Source organism: Janthinobacterium amylolyticum, from assembly GCF_051380655.1.
Lineage (GTDB): Bacteria > Pseudomonadota > Gammaproteobacteria > Burkholderiales > Burkholderiaceae_D > Janthinobacterium.
Map to the genome: position 1 here is coordinate 350,890 of NZ_JBNYXL010000006.1, position 20,669 is coordinate 371,558.

Consider the following 20,669-nt stretch of genomic DNA (forward strand, 5'->3'; position numbering starts at 1 on the left):
TGCCAATGCCGAGCACCCTCTTGGATATCCGTTCCCTGCGCTATTTCGTGGAAACCGTGCGCCTGTCGAGCTTTACGCAGGCGGCTGAATCACTGCACCTGACCCAGTCGACCATCAGCAAGATGGTGCGCCAGCTGGAAGACGAGGTGGGCGCCCAGCTGCTGGTGCGCGACGGGCGCAAGCTGACCCTGACGGACACGGGCCGCATCGTCTACCAGCACGGCCAGGAAATGCTGGCCAATATGCGCCAGCTGACCCTGGAAGTGCGCGACACGCAGGCCTTGCAGCGCGGCAGCCTGACGGTCGGCATCCCGCCCATGATCAATGTGCTGTTTACGCCGGTATTGAAAGCCTTCCGCGCGCGCTATCCGCACATCAGCCTGACCCTGCAGGAAGATACGGGCCAGCAGATCGAGCGCATGGTGGCGGCAGGCGAACTGGAAATCGGCATGACGGTGCTGCCCGCCGATCCGGAACTGGACCTGGTGACGGTGGCCGTCGCCAGCTACCCGATCTGGGCCCTGGCCGAGCCGGGCACGTTCCAGAAAAACCGCACGACCTTGCCGTTCAAGGCGCTGGCCGAGCTGCCGCTGGTGCTGCTGAAGGATGATTTCGCCCTGACGCGCAGCCTGCGCCAGCACTTCGCGCAAGCGGGCTTTGCGCCGACGATCGCCGCGCAGAGCGGCCAGTGGGACTGGCTGGTGGCAATGGCCTCGGCAGGCCTGGGCGTGGCCCTGCTGCCGGAACCGTTCATCCACCGCCTGGCTGGCGAGCCGCTGGAAACGGTGCGCATCGTCGAGCCGGAAGTGGCGTGGCAGGTGGCGCATATCTGGAGCGGGCGCTATCTGTCGCACGCGGCGCGCGCCTGGCTCGAGGTGTGCCAGGATGTGCTGGGCACGAAATTCGGGCACTGAGAAAATGACGCAAAAAAGGGTGGCCGAGGCCACCCTGCTGATTGATCACGACAGGCTTATTTAGCCGCGTCGTCGTTGTACATGCTGGCGTATTTCCAGCCGAAGTACAGGATGAAGGTATAGCACAGGGCCGGCACGAGGAACGACAGCTGCAGGTTGATGTGATCAGCCAGGAAGCCCTGGATGAACGGCACGATGGCGCCGCCGACGATGGCCATGCACAGGATGCCCGAACCCTGGCCCGTTTGCGCGCCCAGCTTGTTCAAGGCCATGCTGAAGATGGTCGGGAACATGATGGAGTTGAACAGGCCGACGGCGATCAGCGACCACATGGCAGTATGGCCACTGGAGAACACGGCAACGAGGATCAGCGCGATGACGACGGCCGCGTTGAAGGCCAGGGTCTTGCCCGGGCTGACATAGCGCATCACGGCAAAGCCGACGAAACGGCCCAGCATGGCGCCACCCCAGTAATAGCTGACGAAATACGCGGCGTCGGCATGACTGAGGCCTGCGATATGGCTCTCGCCCAGGAAGTTGATGAGGAAACTGCCGATACTGACTTCGCCGCCCACGTACAGGAAGATGGCCAGCGCGCCCAGCACCAGGTGGCGGTGCGACCAGATCGAGACTGTATTGCCATCGTGCGCCAGGCTGGCCGCGTCGTCGGCATGCGAAATCTTCGGCAATTTTGCCAGTGCGAACAGCACGGCCAGGATCACCAGGGTGGCGGCCAGCACCAGGTAAGGGCCTTGCACGGCGGCCGCTTCCTTGGCGCGATAGGCCAGCTGCTCGGCGGCCGGCAGCAGGTCGAACTGCTGTACCGTCAGGACCGTGCCCGACAGGATCAGCATGCCGCCCAAGGCCGGCGCCACGGTGGTGCCCAGCGCATTGAACGCCTGTGTCAGGGTCAAACGGCTCGACGCCGTCTGCGGGTCGCCCAGTTCCGTCACGTAGGGATTAGCCGCCACCTGCAGCACGGTGATGCCGGCCGCCAGGATGAAGAAGGACAGCAGGAACAGCGCGTAGCTGCCGGTGGACGCGGGATAGAACATGGCGCAGCCGGCGGCGGCGATCAGCAAGCCGGCGACGACGCCGCGCTGGTAGCCGATGCGCTTGATCAGCATGCCGGCCGGCAGCGAGACGATGGCGTAGGCGCCAAAGAAGCAGAACTGCACCAGCATCGCCTGTACATAGGTCAGGGTGTAGATCGAGCGCAGATGGGGAATCAGCACATCATTGAGCGAAGTCAGCAGCCCCCACATGAAAAATAGCACCGTGACAATGATCAGGGCGCTTGTATTGTTTTGCGTGCCTGGCCGTGCGGACGGTACGCCCTGGCCTTGCTTTACGTATTCCATACCTTCTCCATTTTTCAAATCCAAGTTTTGTCTTGCCGGGCATGGAAGCGATTCCACCCGGGCAGCACCAGGACGCGCAAGCGCCACGCAGATATCAGCGTGGGCCATGACTGCCATCAGCAAAACAGGGGCAGGCATGGCGCGACTTGCACGCGGCAGGCGCACGGCCGACCGTTTCTCGCCAAAATGATGTCTTGTGGACGCGGCAGGCCTGCGGGCTGCGTCTGAAAACAACATTCAGGACAAAACAGTCTTGTAGTAAAACTACTATACTGCGCCCGCATTATGCCTTAAAGCCCCGTATTGCGCAGCTTTCCCAATAGTTATTCTAAAAATGAATAGCTGACATTTGAAATCAAAAGTAGCCTTATATCTTGAAGTTGGTATACTTATGTTGCAGTGCAGCACATCGCGGCACACCACTCAAGGAGTTTGCCATGTCTACCGCCTTTACCTACCACACCACGCAAAACAACAACATCATCGCCACCCTGGCACATGCCGCCAAACGCCTTGGCGCCTGGCTGAACCAGAGCAGCGACCGCCGCGAGCGCGCTTACGAAGAAGCCTACCTGGCCGAATCGACCGACCGCTACGACCTGGAATACCGCATGCGCGAACTGGCCCGCGCCAACCCGCAGCCTAGCTGGATGAGCGGCCTGAGCCGTTAAGCGGCAAGCAGTAAATAGTCAGCAGCAAGCAGTAACAGCAACACCATCGACAGTCCCATCCTGCTCGCCCCGCGCTTGAGCACAGGATGGGCCATGCGGGTATATCAGCCATAGGCCAGGGCCGGTATGCTGCAGTGCGTCAGCTCATTTTCACGGCCATCTGCACGTTTCACCGTCAGTTTATCTAGTTTTACTACGTACTTCTACGCATCCCATGATGCGTCATCCTGGCTGTCACGACATACGCCTGAAATGGCGACGCTGATCGGAACCGCCGCCAGCGCCGTCAACTGCGCGGCTGTCCGTGTCGCTGCGGGACGCGGCCGCGCTGGTGACGGGCGCACTCGACGTGGCACCGGGGTCATGGGCGGCAGCGGTTGCTGGCCTCCCTGGCACTTGCGGCGCGGCTTGCCGGCCAGCACGCCATACGCCGGCGCACAACGCCATATCCGCTTCCAGCAGACACGCCACCTACGCTCCTCCCTGATTGCGGCACCCCGGCGGCACCGCATGCGCCCTATAATGGCGCCCCTTGCCTGTCCCACATGAAGTACCGCCATGACCGTCCTGAGCCATACACACCCGCTGGCCGCCCAGCTGGAAAACGACTTGCTGCCCCTGTTCCGCGCCGCCCTGCCGCAGCTGTCGGCCGCCGCGCCACAGGTGCTGGCGTCCGTGTTCGCCTTTTCCAGCGGCTCGGCCGATGCGTTCCAGGCGTATCACCTGGGTATTTCCTGCCTGCTGGACAATGTTGCCGACGACCAGCCGGAGGAAGTCGCCCTGCTGGTCAGCGCAGCGGGCCTTGATGCGGACCTCGACGCCGGCGTCCAACTGAGCGCGCAAGTGGTCTGGGGCCAGCCGTCAGGCGCAGTGGAGGTACAAGCCGATATGCCCCCAGCGGACGTGGCGGCCTTGCACGCGGCCCTGCCCGGTTTGCTGGCCGCCCTGGGCGCAGCCGCCCGCCGCGGCACGCCGCGATTGTGACAACAGCATGAAAAAGTGCCGCTAAACAACAACTTACGATTTCCGCACCGCAACATTATTGACTTGTCCTAGTCATCCCGCCTATCCTTTCGGTTACGTTTGGTGAGAATGTGTGCATGTTCATGCGGCCGCTTGCATGCCGCTGTCAGCAGCATGACTGCGCCATCTTTCCTCTCCACGGCCTCGTCCTTTCCGCATTCTTTTTGCCATCCCCGGGATAGCGCGCCTCGACCGCCGCTGCCTGCAAATACGGAGCCGACTACCATGCGATCAACCATGCAATTTCTGACCACTTCCCTGCTGGGCTGCGCCTTGCTTGCGCTGGCGGCGCCCGCCGCGCGCGCCGACGACAGCGCACCGGCCGGCGCCACCTTCAGCGCCAATGCCAGCCTCACCTCGCAATACATCTCGCGCGGCTTTCGCCAGACGTGGGGCAAGCCCGCGCTGCAGGCGGGCATCGACTACGCGCATCCGAGCGGCTGGTCGCTGGGCACCTGGGCCTCCAGCGTCAGCGACCGCTACATCGAGGATGCGACCATCGAATGGGACCTGTACGGCGGCTACAGCGGCACGGCGGGCGAACTGGGCTACAGCGTGCTGGCGTATTACTACAAGTACCCGGGCGCCATCTACCGCGCCACCGGCGTCAAATACGACTATGGCGAACTGTCGCTGGGCCTCAGCTACAAGATGCTGTACGCCAAGTACAACCACACCGTCACGCGCGACTTTTTTGGCATCACGCATGCGCGGGGCACGGGCTACCTGGACGTGGGCGCGAATGTCGACCTGGGCAACGCCTGGACCTTGAACCTGCATGCCGGCAACGGCCGTGTGGCGGGTACGGGCAATGGCATCTGGAACTGGCGCGACGCCAAGGCGGGCGTCACCAAAACCCTGGCCGGCGGCTGGAGCGTGAGCGGCGCCGTCACGCGCGCCTGGGGCGCCACCGATGCCTACGATCATTACACGCTGGGCATCCCGAATGCGGCGGGCCAGTTCGACACCTCGAACCCGGCCGCCGCCACCTTCGTGCTGGCCGTCAGCAAGACTTTCTAGGCACGCGACCCGCAGCGCCGATGACACCGATATCCCTCCCTACCAAGGAACCGCATCATGCAACTCTCACTCAACAGTAAAATCTGCGTGGCCGCCACCGCGCTGGCCATCCTCAGCCTGGGCGTCACGGCGGCCGTGATCGGCTACAAGAGCAGCGCCAGCGCCGAAGCGGCCGCTTTGGCACTGGCGCACACCTCGGCGCGTGAAGTGGCGGGCGCCTTGCAGGCGCGCATTGCCAGCAATCTGTCCAGCGTCTCCAGCCTGGCCGGCGCCATGCGCGGCACCAAGGGCGCCAACCTGCCCATGCAGCGCGAGCAGATCAATGAACTCACCAAGGCCACCCTGAGCAGTTCGGAAGACTTGCTGGGTTCGGCCGTGACGTGGGAGCCGAACGCGCTCGACGGCAAGGATGCGGAATTTGCCAACCAGAAACCGAACTACGACGCCAGCGGCCGCTTCATGCCCTACTGGACACGCGGTGCCGGCGGCAAGCTGCAGGTCGAACCCATCGTCTTCGACCCGAAACCGGGCGCCAACGACTGGTACGACGTGCCCAAGCGCACCGGCAAGACCTACTTTACGGAACCCTACATCTACCCCGTCGACGGCAAGAATGTCCTGATGGCCTCGCTCGTCGCGCCCATCATGATCGACGGCAGCTTCAAGGGCACGGCCAGCGCCGACTTCATGCTCACGCGCCTCGCTAAAATCCTGGCCGACCTGAAAGTGATCGAAGGCGGCAAGCTGGCGCTGATCTCGAACGGCGGCCTGTACGCCAGCCATCCCGTGGCTGATCGCCTGGGCAAGAAGGCCGACGACGTGCCGGCCGCCGGCCTGGAAAAAGTACGCCAGGGCCAGCCTTATGAGTACGAGGACGACAACGGTTACATCCACTTGCTGCAGCCGCTGCAGATCCACCCGGACATCGCGCCGTGGAGCGTGGAACTGAGCTTCCCGAAAAGCGTGGCCACCGCCTCGGCGCGCGACCTGATGACCTATACCCTGATCGTCGCCCTGCTGTGCGCGGCGGCCACGGCCGGCATTCTGATCCTCGTCGTGAATCAGCTGACCCGTCCGCTGCGCACCCTGGGCCGCACCATGACGGACCTGTCCAGCGGCGACGCCGACCTGCGCGTCAAGCTGGAAGTCAAGGGCACTGACGAGCTGGCAGTCATCGGCAAGGGCTTCAACGCCTTCGTCGAAAAGATCCACGCCGTGCTGCTGCAGGTGCAGGCCAGCGCCGACAACGTGGCGCGCGCCAGCGCGGAAATTGCGCAGGGCAATAACGACCTGTCGGCCCGCACGGAGCAGCAAGCCAGCTCGCTGGAAGAAACGGCCGCCTCGGTGGAAGAACTGACGGGTACCGTGAAGGAAAACGCCGACCATGCGCGCCAGGCGAACCAGCTGGCCGCGTCCGCCTCAAGCGTGGCGCAAAAGAGCGGTGAAGTGGTGGGCAAGGTGATCGAAACCATGACCTCGATCAATGACTCGTCGAACAAGATCGTCGACATCATTTCCGTCATCGACGGCATCGCCTTCCAGACGAATATCCTGGCCCTGAACGCGGCCGTGGAAGCGGCGCGGGCAGGCGAACAGGGGCGCGGGTTTGCCGTCGTCGCCACGGAAGTGCGCAGCCTGGCACAGCGTTCGGCGGCCGCCGCCAAGGAAATCAAGCTGCTGATCGACGACTCCGTCGGCAAGGTGGCGGCAGGCAGCAAGCTCGTCGATGAAGCGGGCGCCACCATGGAGCAAGTGGTCGACAGCGTGCGCCGCGTTACGGCCATCATGGCCGACATCAGCGTGGCCACGACCGAGCAAAGCGACGGCATCGCCCAGGTCAACCAGGCGCTGGCGCAAATGGATGGCGTGACGCAGCAAAACGCGGCCCTCGTCGAGGAAGCGGCAGCCGCCGCCGAAAGCCTGCAAGACCAGGCCAGCCACCTGGCCGACGTGGTCAGCGTGTTCAAGCTGGGCGAACAGGCGCGCCAGGCTGCGCCAGCGGCAGCCAAGGCGGCGACAGTGGCCGCGAGCGCCCCCAAGGCAACGTTGCCGGCCAAGCGCCTGGCCACGGCCAAACCGGCGCCCGCCGAGCGCGCACCGGCCAGGGCGCCGGCTGGCGATGACTGGGAAGAATTTTAAACTGATGCACTCCGCGCCACCGGGTACAGGCGGTCCCCTGCGGCGTGGAGAGTATTGATTTAAATCAAGTCACGAACACATTCGGAGAGAATTGCCGCCCATCCATCGCCCTATACTATTTCCGCGTTTACGGCACGCATGCTTGCCGAAATAAAAGGATGGGGCATGAAAAAAATAGTGGCAGTACTCGTCGCATCGGGCACCGCATTGCTGGCCAGCTGCGGTGGCGGCGCTGGCGATGCAGGCAATTCCAGCACGCTCCTGGCGGGCGGCGCGTCGGAGCAGCCCGCGTATCTCGGCACCTGGCAAGCCGCATGCGACGGCCATGAACGCCAGGTCCTGGTCGTGGCGCTGAAAGGCGATGGCAGTGGCGCGCTCGAACTCACGCCGACCACCGAAACCTATTTCGAGGCCGGCTGCGGCGGCGCCTTGCTGGCGACGGAATCCATGAGCGCGACAATCAGCGCGGCACCGGACGGCATCGCCGATATCCTGCTCAAGCTGCCGCACAATGCCGGCCTCAGCGATGTGCGCATCGACAAGCGCACGCTGTCGATCCCCGCCTTTTCCTTCGCGGTCACGGGAGCTGGCGTCGAGTACCTGCTCAAAGATGGCCAGCAGCAATGGTGCATCTCGCATGACGGCGGTGCGAGCTGCGTCCTCGACGAAGGTGCCCGCCCGGCGCAGAGCATTGCCGGCGGCCTGTTCTTGCGCGACAACCAGCTCTACACTGTCGTCAAGGTTGGCGACTCTTACGTCCACGACACGCTGTACCGCAAAAAATAACGCAGTCTCGGCTGCGGCGCCGCACGGCCCCGCGGCTTGCGCTACCGCAGTCCCTGCCCCTACCCCTGTCCTCCTGCAAGCGCCGCGTCCGTTTAAGCGCGAATGTGCAGAACCGAACATACATTGCAAAAATGAAAAGCTAAGCTCTTGAAAAACAGGAGCTTGCCATGTCTACCATTGCCCATTCCCCGCCTGCCGATGCCGATTTCAGCCACGCGGCATTGCGCGCCCTGTTGCGCCCGCAAAACAGCCCATTGCCGCCCGTGCAAGCCTTGCGCTGCCTGCAGGAGCGTGGGCTGGACAACTTGCCCCTGCCCGGCCACGGCGCCACCCTGCGGCGCTGGCAGGCGCTGGCCGGCGTGGCCGCCATCGACCTCTCCGTGCTCAAGCTGTATGAAGGCCATACCGATGCGCTGGCCATCCTGGCGGAAATCGATGGTCCGGGCGCGCCGGCCGGCAGCAGCTGGGGCGTGTGGTGCGCGGAAATGCCGGGCGCGCGCGTCAAGCTGCAGCAAACTGCCGATGGCCGCTATGTGCTCGATGGCCGCAAGGCCTGGTGTTCCGGCGCAAGCGGCCTGAGTCATGCACTGGTCAGCTGCTGGAACGCCGAGGGCCAGGCTTGCCTTGCCTCCGTGGCGCTGTCGCAGCCGGGCGTGCACGTCACGGACGAAGGCTGGCACGCCGTCGGCATGGCGGCCTGCGCCAGCGTCGACGTGACCTTTTCCGCCGCGCGCGCCTTTCCCGTGGGGGCGCCTGGCGCCTACCTGGAACGTCCCGGCTTCTGGCATGGCGGCGCCGGCATCGCCGCCGCCTGGTATGGCGCCGCCTGCGCCATCGCCAGCCATCTGCACGCGCGCGCGCAGCATGCCGCCCCCGACCCGGTCCGCCTGGCGCAACTGGGCCGCATCGACTGCGCGCTGCGCGCGGCCGGCGCCCTGCTGCGCGAAGGCGCGGCGGACATCGACCAGCACCCGCAGCGCGACGCCATGGCCCTGGCGCTGCGCCTGCGCCTCACCGTGGAAGACGCCGCCACCCTGGTGCTGCAGCTGGCCACGCGCGCACTGGGCGCCGGCCCCCTGTGCCGCGATGCGCAGTTCGCGCGGCTGGCGGCCGACCTGCCCGTCTTCCTGCGCCAGAGCCACGCGGAGCGCGACCAGGCCGTGCTGGGCGGCATCGTCGCCGGCGCCGAAGAACATCCCTGGGGGCTGTGACATGTTCGCCCATCCCGACATGCATGCGCGCCGCATCGAAGGCGGCGGCACGCCAGACCACGTGTGGCTGTCCTGGCCTGGACTCCATGACGTGCCCCTCGTCAGCGCGGCCGAACTGGTGCCGCCGGGCGCGCGGGCTGTCATCGTCGCGCCCCATCCCGATGATGAAATCCTTGCCTGCGGCGGCCTGCTGCAGCTGCTGGCGGCGCAGGGCAGCGAGTTGCTGCTCGTCGCCGTCACCGATGGCGACGCCAGCCATCCGGGTTCGCCGCTCTGGCCGCCGGAACGACTGCGCCGCGTGCGCCCACGCGAATCCGCGCAGGCGCTTGCCATGCTGGGCATGGCGCCGCCCGCATGGCTGCGCCTGCGCCTGCCCGATGGCGGCGTCGCTGGCATGACGCCGCAGTTAAGCGCCTTGCTGGCGGCGCAGCTGCGCCCCGGCGACAGGGTGTTGACCACCTGGCGCCTGGACGGCCATCCCGATCACGAGGCGTGCGGCTGGGCCTGCGCTTCGGCCTGTTCGGCCAGCGGCGCCAGCCTGGTGGAAATGCCCGTCTGGGGCTGGCACTGGGCCGAGCCGGGCGACATGCGCATGCCCTGGCACCGCGCGCGCCGCCTGCCCCTGTCCGCCGCCCAATTGCAGCGCAAGCGCGCCGCCCTGCGCTGCTTTGCCAGCCAGATGCAAGGCGACCCGTCGACGGGCCAGCCGCCGATCGTCGCCGGTGACGCCTTGCAGCGCCTGCTGCATGCCTGGGAGGTGTATTTTCTATGAAACCGTCCGCCGACAAGGATGACCAGCGCGCCAGCTACTTTGAACAGCTGTACCGCGACGACAGCGACCCGTGGCTGGTGCGCCAGCGCTGGTACGAGGAACGCAAGCGCGCCATCCTGCTGGCCAGCCTGCCGCAGCGGCGCTTCCGCCATGCGTATGAACCGGGCTGCGGCAATGGCGAGCTGACGGTGGAACTGGCGCGGCGCTGCAACCACGTGCTGGCGGCCGACCTTTCAGCGCAGGCCTTGCAGCTGGCGCGGCAGCGCCTGCTGGATGCCGGATGCGGCGACCATGTCAGTCTCGCGCAGCACCGGCTGCCACAGGACTGGCCGCGCATCCTGCCGGGCGAGGACAAGTTCGACCTGATCGTCCTCAGCGAGATCGCCTATTACCTGTCGCCGGAAGAACTGGGGCGCGTGGTCGAGCACAGCATCGCCAGCCTGGCGCCGGGCGGCAGCATCGTGCTGTGCCACTGGCGCGCGCCGTTCGCCCAGCGCATCGTCTCGACCGTGCGCGTGCATGCCGCGTTCCAGGATGCGCCCGGCCTGCACCGCGTGCTGCGCCATGAGGAAACCGACTTTTTACTGGGGATCTGGTCGAACGATGCGCGCTCGGTGGCGCAGCGCGAGGGCTTCGCATGATCGGCGTGGTGGTCCCCGTGCACGACGAGGAAGCCTGTCTGGACGACTGCCTGACGGCGCTGCGCGCCGCCGCCACCTGCCCGTTGCTGCAGGGCGAAGCGGTCAGCATCGTCATCGTGCTCGATGCCTGCAGCGACCGTTCACAGCGCATCGTGCTGACGCATGCCATGCAGGTGGACCGGCGCTGGCGCCTCGACTGCATCAGCGTCAACGCCCGCAACGTGGGGATCGCGCGCGCCGCCGGCGCACGGCTGCTGCTGCAACGCGGCGCCCGCTGGCTGGCGTTTACGGATGCCGATACGCGCGTCTCGCCGTCCTGGCTGAGCGCCCAGCTGGGCCTGAATGCCGATGCCGTCTGCGGCACGGTGGCGGTCGAGGACTGGTCGCCGCACGGGCGCCACGCCAAGGCCCTGCGCTCACATTTCGCCCGCAGCTACACGGATGCCGATGGCCACCGGCACATCCACGGCGCCAACTTCGGCGTGTCCGCCAGCGCCTATCTGCGCGCCGGCGGCTTCGCCCCCCTGGCCTGCAGCGAAGACGTGGTACTGGTGGCGGCGCTGCAGGCCAGCGGCGCGCACATCGCCTGGAGCGCCGCGCCGCGCGTCACCACCAGCGCGCGCCGCCACGCGAAAGCCAGGGGCGGCTTTGGCGACACCCTGCTGAAGGTGGTGGCGGCGCTGAAAGACACCACGCGCCTGACGCAGAACTGAAAAAAAATCGCCGGAGCGGATTGCTATCCGCTCCGGCGATCAGGCTGGTGCCTGTCTACCCAGTCAAGTCATGGCTGCTTCAACGTTACTTCAACGTTACTTCAACGGCATGGCGATGCCGAACATCATTGACTGGGTACGTCCGCTATCGATGTTCAGATTGCTGTTGTAGTCCAGCGTCAATGTCATGCCGTTCGACAGCAGCAGCTTCACGCCCAGGCCCGCCGTCCAGTTGCCCGTCTGCTGCGGCACCGTGCGGATCACATACACGGGGCCGTCCGCCGCCAGGTCGGCATACGCCAGGCGCGCATTGTCGGCGCCCTCGAACTGGTGGCGGTACTCGAGGCGCGCACGCGGGAACCACGTGCCCAGGCCGCCCACGTAGATGCCCTCGGCGCGCACGCCCAGCGCGCCGATGCGCGAACGCACGGTCTGCTTGAAGTAGCTGAGCGCATTGATGCCCGTCGCCGTCTCCGTGTACGGATCGAGCTTGGCCGACATCAGTTCCACGCGGCCGTACGGCGACCACATCCACGTTTCATGGCGCATTTCCATGCCGCCCACCAGCGCGCCAAACACTTGCTTGCCGTCGCGTTCGCCCGTGGCGAAACCGCTGCCATCGGTCAGGTAGCGCGAGGCGTCGTACTGCAAGGTGCCATAGCCGAGCACGCCATCGAGGAAGACGCCCTTGCTCGGACGCAGGCTGCCATATACGGCCGCCACGGCGCTGTCGGCCGTGCTGCGGCTGCCGTTCTGGCCCACGTCGCTGCGGTCATGGCTGAAACCGGCACCAACGCCCAGGGTCGCCAGGTCGCTGATACGGTAGTCGCCACCCACGCTCACGCCATTGGTGCGGAAGCGGAAGCCCGTCTCGCGGCCGTTCACGTAATGCTGGCCAAAGTCCACCGCGCCACCCAGCCACAGCGACAGGGCCTGCTTCTGCGACTCCGGACGCTGCGGCATGTCCGGCAAGCCGTTTGCTGCCTGGCCTACGTCCGCGCCCGCCTTGTCGCCGCTGAAACCGGCTTCGGGCTGGCGCAGGGAAGCCTTGCGCATATACGGTTTCACGGCCGTGCCGAACACGCGGTCCGCTTCCTGTTCCTGCCAGCGCGCCAGGGCCGCCGTCGGGTTGCCGCTGTCGTTCGGCGGCGTCAGGTTCAGGCCAAAGTTCGAGCGGCCCCAGCCGTCGCCATGCAGGCTTTCCAGGCGCTGCGTGAAGTTCGACAGCTGCGCCGTGGCGAAGCGCCGCGCCGCGTCGGCTTGCGCCGCCTGCAGGCCGATCACTTCCGGATCGGTCGACGGGTCGGCACGCGCCGTCACCGTCACGTTGACCATGCCCGGTTTCGAGGTGGCGTAGGCATTGCTCAGGGTGTAGCTGACCACGGCCGCGCCGGCAAACTTGCCCGACGCCGTAAAACTCAGCTGGTACAGCGGCTTGCCGGCCGTGCCGACATCGCGCACCACCGCCTTGCCCGCGCTCTCCGGCGCCACGCTCAGCACATTGGCCGCCGTGAACGGCCCGCCCGTGGCGCCCGCCGTCAGGTCGACATTCACCGCCAGGCCGGCTACCACCGTGGCGCTCAGGCTCACCACTTGCGGCATCGGGTTGACGCTGATGGTCGATTTCACCGGCAGCGACGTGCCGAACACGTTCGACAGGGTATAGCCGATGCTGATGTCGCCGCTGCTATCGACACCTGGCGTATAGACAATGTCCATGCCGCTGACCACCGCCGTGCCGCTCGCCGGCTGCGTGGTGATGGCCACCGCCGTAAACGGGCCGCCGGTGGCGCCTTCCGTTACTTTCAGGGTCACCGGCGTGCCAGCCAGTACCGTCGCCGTCTTCGCCACGGGCACGGGCACCGGTTGCGGCGCCACCGTCAGGCTGACGGTGGCGGGCGCCGACGTGCCGCCCGGGCCCGTCACCGTGTAGGCAAAGCTGTCCGGGCCAAAGTAATCGGCATTCGGCACATACGTCACCTTGAAGCTGGCGCCTGCGGCGGCACGCGCCATGCGCGCCGATGCGCCCGTCGTCGTCACCGTGACGCGGCCATGCTGCGGCGGCGTGACGATGGTGACATCCGTGATCGGGCTGCCATCGGTGGAAGCGATATTCAGGCTCACTTCCTGGTTCGCCGAGGTGGTGGCCGTTTCATTGGCCACCGGTGGCGGCGCCTGGTTGACCTGCAGGCTCAAGGCTTGCTGCACCGTGAACTGGTTGGCGTCTTTTGCCTGCAGGGTGAAGGTGAAGCTGCCCGCCGCTGTCGGCGTGCCGCTCAGCACGCCCGTGGCCGCATCGAGCGCCAGGCCGGTCGGCAAGGTGCCGCCGCTCAGCGTGTACACGTACGGCGCCACGCCGCCGCCGGCCGTGAAGGCCTGGCTGTAGGCATCGCCGACGCGGATGGCCGCCAGGCTGGCCGGTGTCAGGGTCAGGGTTGGTGTCGTCACGACCATGGTGTAGCTGTTGGTGGCGCTGAATGGCGCCCCCGTGCCGGTGCTGCTGTCGCTCACCTTGATGCTGAACGGGAAACTGCCGGCTACATTCGTCGTGCCCGACAGCACGCCGGTGGCGGCGTTCAGGCTCAGGCCAGCAGGCAGCGTGCCCACCACGGCATAGCTGTACGGCGCCGTGCCGCCCGTTGCCGTCAGGGTCGCGCTGTAAGGCACGGTGGCCGTTGCATTGGCCAGACTGGCTGGCGCCAGCACCACGGCGGCGGAAGACACGGACAGCGTGTAGCTCTTCGCGCCCGTGTACAGATGCGCATCCGTGACGGTCACGGTGAGCGTGAAACTGCCGGCCGCCGTCGGCGTGCCGCTGAGCACGCCGCTGCTGTTCAGGCTGATCCCGGCCGGCAGGCTGCCCGCCGACACCGCATACGAGTACGGTGCGCTACCACCGCTGGCCGTCAATTGCTGGCTGTAGGCCACGGTGACCTGCGCCGCCGGCAAGGAAGCCGGCGTGATCTCCATGGCCGACGAGACTGTCAGCGTGTAAGTTTGCGTCGCCACCGTGTTCACCCCTGCAACGGCGGCCTGGGTAGCGGTGATGATGCTGCTGCCGGCGGCGATGGGAGTGATGACGCCGGTACCGCTGACGGTGGCCACGCCCGCATTCGAGCTGGTATAGCTGATGGCGCCATAACTGCCGCCGCTCAGGGTCGAGATCGCAGCATTGCTGAAGCTGTTACCCAATGGTACGGATGCCGCCGTCGGTGTGGCAAACGTCAGCACGCCGGTCGGAATGTAGGTAAATTGATCCGCCGCATTGGTGGCGCTGGTGCCGCCCGCCGTGGTGACGCGCACGTCGACCGTGCCGGTGCCGGCCGGTGCCGTCGCCGTGACCTGCGTTGGGCTGTTGATGGTAACGCCGGAGGCTGCCGTGGTGCCGAAAGCCACGGCCGTCGTGCCTGTGAAGCCGGTACCGGTGATGACGACGCTGCTGCCGCCGGCGACCGGCCCGAAGGCAGGGGTGATACCGCTGACGACAGGCGCTTGCATATAGGTGAACTGGTCCGCCGCGCCGGTGGCGCTGGTGCCGCCCGTGGTGGTGACGCGCACGTCTACCGTGCCTGCGCCGCCGGCCGGCGCCGTCGCCGTGATCTGCGTGGCGCTGTTGACGGTAAAGCCGGTGGCTGCCGTGGCGCCGAAGGTCACCGCCGTGGTGCCGCCAAACCCCGTACCGCTGATGATGACGGAAGTGCCGCCCGTCGCAGGGCCGGCCGGGGGTGAAATACCGCTCACCGTTGGTGCGCCGACATAGGTGAACTGGTCCGCCGCGCTGGTCGCGCTGGTGCCGCCCGTGGTGGTGACGCGCACGTCCACCGTGCCGCTACCCGCTGGCGCCGTGGCCGTGATCTGCGTAGCGCTGTTGACGGTAACGCCGGTCGCCGCCGTGGCGCCAAAGGTCACGGCCGTCGTGCCGCTAAAGCCCGAGCCGGTAATCGTCACGGTGGTGCCGCCCGTGGTGGGACCCGAGGTCGGTGAAATGCTGCTCACCACCGGCGCCGCCACATACGTATATTGATCCGCCGCGCTGGTGGCGCTGGTGCCGCCAGTGGAAGTGACCCGCACGTCCACCGTGCCGGCGCTGCCGGCCGGTGCCGTCGCCGTGATCTGCGTGGCGCTGTTGACGGTATAGCCCGGGGCGGCGGTGGCGCCGAAGGTCACCGCCGTTGCCGTGCTGAAACCCGTGCCGGTGATGATTACCGTGTTGCCGCCGGCCGCAGGACCCGTTGTCGGCGATATGCTGGTGACAGTTGGCGCCACGAGGTAGCTGAATTGATCGGCCGCGCCGGTCGCACTGGTGCCGCCCGGCGTGGTGACGCGCACGTCCACCGTGCCGGCGCTGCCGGCTGGCGCCGTCGCCGTGATCTGCGTGGCGCTATTCACGGTAAAGCCGGAGGCTGCCGTGGCGCCGAAGGTCACCGCCGTGGTGCCGCTAAACCCCGTACCATTGATGATGACGGAAGTGCCGCCTGTCGTTGGGCCGGCCGTGGGCGAAATGCCGCTCACCGCTGGCGCGCCGACATAGGTGAACTGATCCGCCGCGCTGGTGGCGCTGGTGCCGCCCGTGGTGGTGACGCGCAGGTCCACCGTGCCGCTACCCGCTGGCGCCGTGGCCGTGATCTGCGTGGCGCTGTTGACTGTGTAGCCAGTTGCCGCCGTGGCGCCGAAGGTTACGGCCGTCGTGCCGCTAAAGCCCGAGCCGGTAATCGTTACTGTGGTGCCGCCCGTGGCGGGACCCGCCGCGGGCGAAATGCTGCTGACCACTGGCGCCGCCACATACGTATATTGATCCGCCGCGCTGGTGGCGCTGGTGCCGCCCGTCGTCGTGACGCGCACGTCCACCGTGCCCGTGCCGGCCGGTGCCGTCGCCGTGATCTGCGTGGCGCTGTTGACCGTGAAGCCCGTGGCCGCCGTGGCGCCGAACGTCACCGCCGTGGCGCCGGTAAAGCGCGTGCCGGTGATGATGACCGAAGTGCCGCCGGCGGCGGGACCTGCCGTGGGCGACAGGCTGCTGACCGTCGGCACTCCGATAAAGGTAAACTGATCCGCCGTGCTGGTGGCGCTGGTGCCGCCCGGCGTGGTGACGCGCACGTCTACCGTGCCGGCGCTGCCGGCTGGCGCCGTCGCCGTGATCTGCGTGGCGCTGTTGACGGTAAAGCCGGAGGCTGCCGTGGCGCCGAAGGTCACCGCCGTGGTGCCGCCAAACCCCGTGCCGCTGATGATGACGGTGGTACCGCCGCCGGCAGGCCCCGCCGTTGGCGAAATGCTCGTCACCGTCGGTGCCGGGACGTAGGTAAATTGATCGGCGGCGCTGGTGGCGCTGGTGCCGCCAGCCGTGGTGACGCGCACGTCTACCGTACCTGTGCCGGCTGGCGCCGTCGCCGTGATCTGCGTGGCACTGTTGACGGTGTAACCGCTCGCCGCCGTGGCGCCGAACGTCACCGCCGTCGTGCTGCCAAAGCCCGTGCCCGTGATGATGACGGTGGTACCGCCGCCGGCCGGCCCCGCCGTTGGCGAAATGCTGGTGACAGTGGGTGCCGGCGCATAAGTAAACTGGTCCGCCCCGCTCGTAGCGCTGGTGCCACCCGCCGTCGTCACGCGCACGTCCACCGTGCCCGTGCCCGACGGTGCCGTCGCCGTGATCTGCGTGGCGCTGTTGACGGTATAGCCGGTGGCGGGCGTGGCGCCGAAGGTCACCGCCGTGGCACCGGTAAAGCCCGTTCCCGTGATGGTGATGCTGGTACCGCCGGCGGTCGGGCCGGCCGTGGGCGAAATGCTGCTGACAACTGGCGCGGGGATGTAGGTGAACTGGTTCGCGGGGCCGGTGGCGCTGGTGCCTCCGCTCGCGGTCACCACCACGTTCACGACGCCGGCACTGCCGGCTGGCGAGGTGGCGGTCATGGTCGTGGCATTGACGACGGTCACGGCGACGCCGTTGTTGCTGCCGAACTTCAGCGCCGTGACACCCGTAAAGCCCGTGCCCGTAATGGTCACTGCGGTGCCGCCGCTGCTGGGGCCGGTGGCCGGCGTCACGGCGGTGATGGTCGGTGGCGGCTGGGCGTTGATGGTCAGGGCATAGCTGCGCGAGGTGTTGTACGGTCCGTTGCCGCCCGTGACATCCGTCGATTTGATGACAAAGTTATAGTTACCCAGCACGGTGGGTGTACCCGCGAGCAAGCCGCTGCCCGACAGGGTGATGCCAGGCGGCAAGCTGCCCGACTCCACCACGTAAGTGAAGGGGGCGGTGCCGTTGGCGGTCGACATCTGCTGGCTGTACGGCGTCGACAGTCCGCCGGCCGCCAGAGTGGTGGGCGTGATGGACAGGATCGGTACGGCAATCGACACGGAATAGTTCTTGGTGACGGTCAGCGGCGTGCCTGCCGTCGAATCCGTGACCTTGACGCCGAACGTATAGGCGCCAGTCGCCGTCACGGTGCCGGAAATCGCGCCGCTTGGCGAGACGGTGATGCCAGGTGGCAAGGTACCGGAATCAAGCACATAGGTGTAGGGAGCCACGCCGCCGCTGGCCGACATGGTCTGGCTGTACGGCACGCCAATCACGGGCGCGGCCAAGCTGCCTGGCGACACCGTGAAGGCACTGGCAGCGGGCAAGACAGTCACCGTAAAAGTGATGGCCTGGCTGTCTTCATCCCACAGGATAAAACTGTCGGACAGCGCGCCGTCGCCATTATTGATATAGGTGGCAATGCCGCTACCGTTATTGACGAGACCAGTAATCGTGCCGTGCAATGCGGTCGCGCCATTGTCTACCAGGCCAAAACTGCTGCAAGCCGACAGGTCGATCTGGTACGACGCGCCGGAGGCAACGGTAAAACTCTGATTGGGATTGCATTTCGTACTCGGATCACCGGGTGCCGCTTGCGCCGGATTGGCACCGAACGCCAGCATCAGCAGGCATAGGGACGCGAACCAGAGTCCGAAACGGCAGGACGCCGCTGCCCGGCCTGCCCTTGCGCTGGCTATGCGCCGCCACGTTCCAGCGCAGTAAGACAGCAGGAAAAAATATGCCGGACGACCGACGAAAGCGTTGCAAGTACGCAACATAACTTCTCCAATACAGAGGATTTTTTAGACAAAAATGAAAGTAAATTCAGGCCGCAAGCGTTGCCAGTTGTGGGTTCTACAGAGTGCCAACAAATATTGACGCTTGCCATACGACAACGTATGCTACTCCGAGATTTCAATAAAGTAACTATAACAAAAAGGGTTTTTTAAAACACAATATTGATTTCAAATGGAAAATATTATTCATTTGGTATTTTATTGCATTCCAACCGTGGGAGAACGACGATGGCTGATGTGTACCTAGGACAAATCATGATGGGCGGATTCAATTTTGCGCCACGTGGATTTGCAGCATGTAACGGGCAATTGCTGCCCGTGGCCCAGAACCAGGCCCTGTTTGCACTGCTGGGCACCAATTATGGCGGCAATGGCAGCACCACTTTTGCCCTGCCTAACTTGCAAGGCTGTACCCCCGTTGGCGCGGGTACTTCGGTCGATGCTTCTTGGCAACCTTCCCCTTACCAGATCGGCACGCGGGCGGGGTCGGAGAATATCACCTTGATATCGACCGAGATTCCGCCGCATACGCATGCGGCCAATACGGTGACGACGGGCGGCACCTCGAAAAATCCCACGAATACCCTGTTTGGCGGCAGCGGCGCGGAATCCATCTATGGCTCGGCCGGCCCGCAAGTCACCCTGGCTCCGCAAACCCTGGGGCTGACGGGCGGCAATCAGGCGCATAACAATATGCAGCCGTTTTCGGTCATCAATTTCAATATCGCCCTGAGCGGTATCTTCCCGTCGCGCAACTAACGAATCCGCCACCTCTCACGGAGCATAGTCATGACCACACCCTATGTCGGCGAAATTCGCCTGTTTTCCTTTGGCCGCATTCCCAGCGGCTGGTTCGCCTGCGATGGCAGCCTGAAATCGATCGCCGAGAACGAAGTTCTGTTCGCCCTGCTGGGCACTACCTACGGCGGCGACGGCGTCAACACCTTCGCCGTGCCCGACCTGCGCGGCCAGGTTCCCCTGCACATGGGTACCGGCCCCGGCCTGTCAAACCGCCCCATCGGGCAACGAAGCGGCAGCGAATCGGTGACCTTGCTGCCGACCCAGTTGCCCCTGCACACGCACCCGTTCAATGTGAACAGCACGCTGGCCACGGCGAATGCACCGGCGAACAATCTGCTGCTGACCGCGCCGTCGAATAACGACAAGATGTACACCAGCGACCTGAACGGCCTGACCGCCTATCCGCTGTCGACCAGCGCCGTAGGCGCCACGGGGGGCAACCTGCCGCACCCGAACACCATGCCAACCCTGACCGCCTCCTTTTGCATCGCATGGGCAGGCATTTTCCCAACGCAGCAGTAACCGCCGGCAACGCAAGCGCAGCCCATAAAATCGTTCAGGAGAACCTACCGTGACATCACCATACCTCGGCGAAATACAAGTCTTTGGCTTCAATTTCACACCCTACGGCTGGGCCAGCTGTAATGGCGCCACCCTGCAGATACAGCAATATTCCGCCCTGTTTTCATTGATCGGCACGCAGTATGGCGGGAATGGGACCACCACTTTCCAGCTGCCCAATTTCACGGGACGTGCGCCCTGCAGCCAGGGCCAGGGACCGGGCCTGACGCCGCGCACGATGGGCGAGACATTCGGCAGCAACAGTGTCACGTTGAACCTCACGGAGCTGCCCAACCACACCCATCAGCTCAATGTGTACCGCCAGCCCACCCCCGCCCTGCAGCACAACACGCCGCTCGCTGGCGATGCCCTGATTGCGCTTGGCGGCACCTCGGCGTTCGTGCCATCGACACCGCCCAACGGGACGCTGTCGCCGGCGGCAATCGGCTCCGCCGGTGGTGGCCAGCCGCATGAAAACCGCCAGCCGATGCTGGCGCTCAATTTCTGCATCGCCCTGCAAGGCGAATTCCCGCAGTTTGATTAATCCAGGTCGCGCGACCTGACACTCCAGGCGGGCCGCGCCATCATGGCGTCCGCCCTGCCCTGGATACCCTCCGCTATCGACTGGCCCCTTGCGCGCTCAGTTGAATATTGCCTGGTACAGAAAGCCGTGACTGTCACGCGCCACCGGCACTAAAAAAATACCCACCTCGCCAAACGCCGCGTGTTGCATCTGGAAGATTTTCTGGCTGAACAGGATGGCGGAACTATTGTGAAACATCAGGCTGAACGGCTTGCGCAGCATGCCCTCCAGGGTCGCTGACGGCAGCGGGCGCACTTCCTTCAGGACAAAGGCGGCATTGCCGTCACTGAGCGAAATAAACGTCTCGTTGACGCGCGCGGCAAAATGTTCGAGGGTCAGGACATTCATCATTCCAGGTATTCCATTCCGTGTGCAGTGAGGTTG

The 20,669-nt window shown here is 65.6% G+C and carries 16 protein-coding genes; 13 read left to right on the forward strand and 3 right to left on the reverse strand.

Features of this window, described 5'->3' with window-relative positions; translation table 11 throughout:
- Positions 1 to 20 precede the first annotated feature (20 nt).
- The gene (locus ACQ4WR_RS15275; protein WP_436488212.1) at positions 21 to 914 is read left to right on the forward strand and encodes a LysR substrate-binding domain-containing protein; all 894 of its coding nucleotides are present in this window, start codon (positions 21 to 23) and stop codon (positions 912 to 914) included.
- A 56-nt stretch (positions 915 to 970) separates the two neighbouring features.
- Here ACQ4WR_RS15275 and fucP read toward each other — a convergent pair whose 3' ends face one another.
- Positions 971 to 2,275: an L-fucose:H+ symporter permease gene (gene fucP, locus ACQ4WR_RS15280; RefSeq protein ID WP_102293633.1), complete on the reverse strand. Its 1,305-nt coding sequence runs from the start codon at positions 2,273 to 2,275 to the stop codon at positions 971 to 973.
- A gap of 437 nt (positions 2,276 to 2,712) precedes the next feature.
- Here fucP and ACQ4WR_RS15285 point away from each other — a divergent pair, with 437 nt between their 5' ends.
- The 9 genes from ACQ4WR_RS15285 to ACQ4WR_RS15325 all read left to right on the forward strand — a co-directional run bounded on the left by ACQ4WR_RS15285 (position 2,713) and on the right by ACQ4WR_RS15325 (position 11,251).
- A complete protein-coding gene (locus ACQ4WR_RS15285) occupies positions 2,713 to 2,946 on the forward strand; it encodes a DUF3563 family protein (protein ID WP_102293634.1) in 234 nt (77 codons plus the stop codon).
- A 558-nt stretch (positions 2,947 to 3,504) separates the two neighbouring features.
- A complete protein-coding gene (locus ACQ4WR_RS15290; RefSeq protein WP_436488215.1) occupies positions 3,505 to 3,930 on the forward strand; it encodes a hypothetical protein in 426 nt (141 codons plus the stop codon).
- A gap of 276 nt (positions 3,931 to 4,206) precedes the next feature.
- Entirely contained in the window at positions 4,207 to 4,989 is a 783-nt protein-coding gene (locus ACQ4WR_RS15295) for a TorF family putative porin (RefSeq protein WP_436488217.1), read from the forward strand.
- Between the two features lie 57 nt (positions 4,990 to 5,046).
- Positions 5,047 to 7,128, forward strand: a complete 2,082-nt coding sequence (locus tag ACQ4WR_RS15300; protein ID WP_436488219.1) for a methyl-accepting chemotaxis protein — start codon at positions 5,047 to 5,049, stop codon at positions 7,126 to 7,128.
- Between the two features lie 165 nt (positions 7,129 to 7,293).
- A complete protein-coding gene (locus ACQ4WR_RS15305) occupies positions 7,294 to 7,914 on the forward strand; it encodes a hypothetical protein (RefSeq protein ID WP_436488221.1) in 621 nt (206 codons plus the stop codon).
- A gap of 167 nt (positions 7,915 to 8,081) precedes the next feature.
- The gene (locus ACQ4WR_RS15310) at positions 8,082 to 9,125 is read left to right on the forward strand and encodes an acyl-CoA dehydrogenase family protein (protein ID WP_436488222.1); all 1,044 of its coding nucleotides are present in this window, start codon (positions 8,082 to 8,084) and stop codon (positions 9,123 to 9,125) included.
- Between the two features lies 1 nt (position 9,126).
- A complete protein-coding gene (locus tag ACQ4WR_RS15315) occupies positions 9,127 to 9,897 on the forward strand; it encodes a PIG-L deacetylase family protein (protein WP_436488224.1) in 771 nt (256 codons plus the stop codon).
- Positions 9,894 to 10,538 (forward strand): class I SAM-dependent DNA methyltransferase, encoded by a 645-nt coding sequence (locus ACQ4WR_RS15320; protein ID WP_436488226.1) that lies wholly within the window; start codon positions 9,894 to 9,896, stop codon positions 10,536 to 10,538. The genes ACQ4WR_RS15315 and ACQ4WR_RS15320 overlap by 4 nt, the downstream gene beginning before the upstream one ends.
- Positions 10,535 to 11,251, forward strand: coding sequence for a glycosyltransferase family 2 protein (locus ACQ4WR_RS15325; RefSeq protein ID WP_102299572.1), 717 nt, complete (start codon positions 10,535 to 10,537; stop codon positions 11,249 to 11,251). The genes ACQ4WR_RS15320 and ACQ4WR_RS15325 overlap by 4 nt, the downstream gene beginning before the upstream one ends.
- A gap of 96 nt (positions 11,252 to 11,347) precedes the next feature.
- Here ACQ4WR_RS15325 and ACQ4WR_RS15330 read toward each other — a convergent pair whose 3' ends face one another.
- On the reverse strand, positions 11,348 to 18,166 hold the full coding sequence (locus tag ACQ4WR_RS15330; protein WP_436488228.1) for an IPT/TIG domain-containing protein: 6,819 nt from the start codon (positions 18,164 to 18,166) through the stop codon (positions 11,348 to 11,350).
- A gap of 432 nt (positions 18,167 to 18,598) precedes the next feature.
- Between ACQ4WR_RS15330 and ACQ4WR_RS15335 the strand changes: the two genes are divergently transcribed.
- From ACQ4WR_RS15335 to ACQ4WR_RS15345, 3 genes are read left to right on the forward strand one after another with little or no spacing between them, the layout of a single operon-like run.
- A complete protein-coding gene (locus ACQ4WR_RS15335; RefSeq protein WP_436488336.1) occupies positions 18,599 to 19,099 on the forward strand; it encodes a phage tail protein in 501 nt (166 codons plus the stop codon).
- 30 nt (positions 19,100 to 19,129) lie between these two features.
- Positions 19,130 to 19,663, forward strand: coding sequence for a phage tail protein (locus ACQ4WR_RS15340; RefSeq protein ID WP_436488230.1), 534 nt, complete (start codon positions 19,130 to 19,132; stop codon positions 19,661 to 19,663).
- Positions 19,664 to 19,712: 49 nt separating this feature from the next.
- Entirely contained in the window at positions 19,713 to 20,246 is a 534-nt protein-coding gene (locus ACQ4WR_RS15345; protein ID WP_436488231.1) for a phage tail protein, read from the forward strand.
- 96 nt (positions 20,247 to 20,342) lie between these two features.
- Here the strand turns inward: ACQ4WR_RS15345 and ACQ4WR_RS15350 are convergent, their stop codons facing one another.
- Entirely contained in the window at positions 20,343 to 20,636 is a 294-nt protein-coding gene (locus tag ACQ4WR_RS15350) for a DUF6916 family protein (protein ID WP_436488233.1), read from the reverse strand.
- Between the last annotated feature and the right edge of the window lie 33 nt (positions 20,637 to 20,669).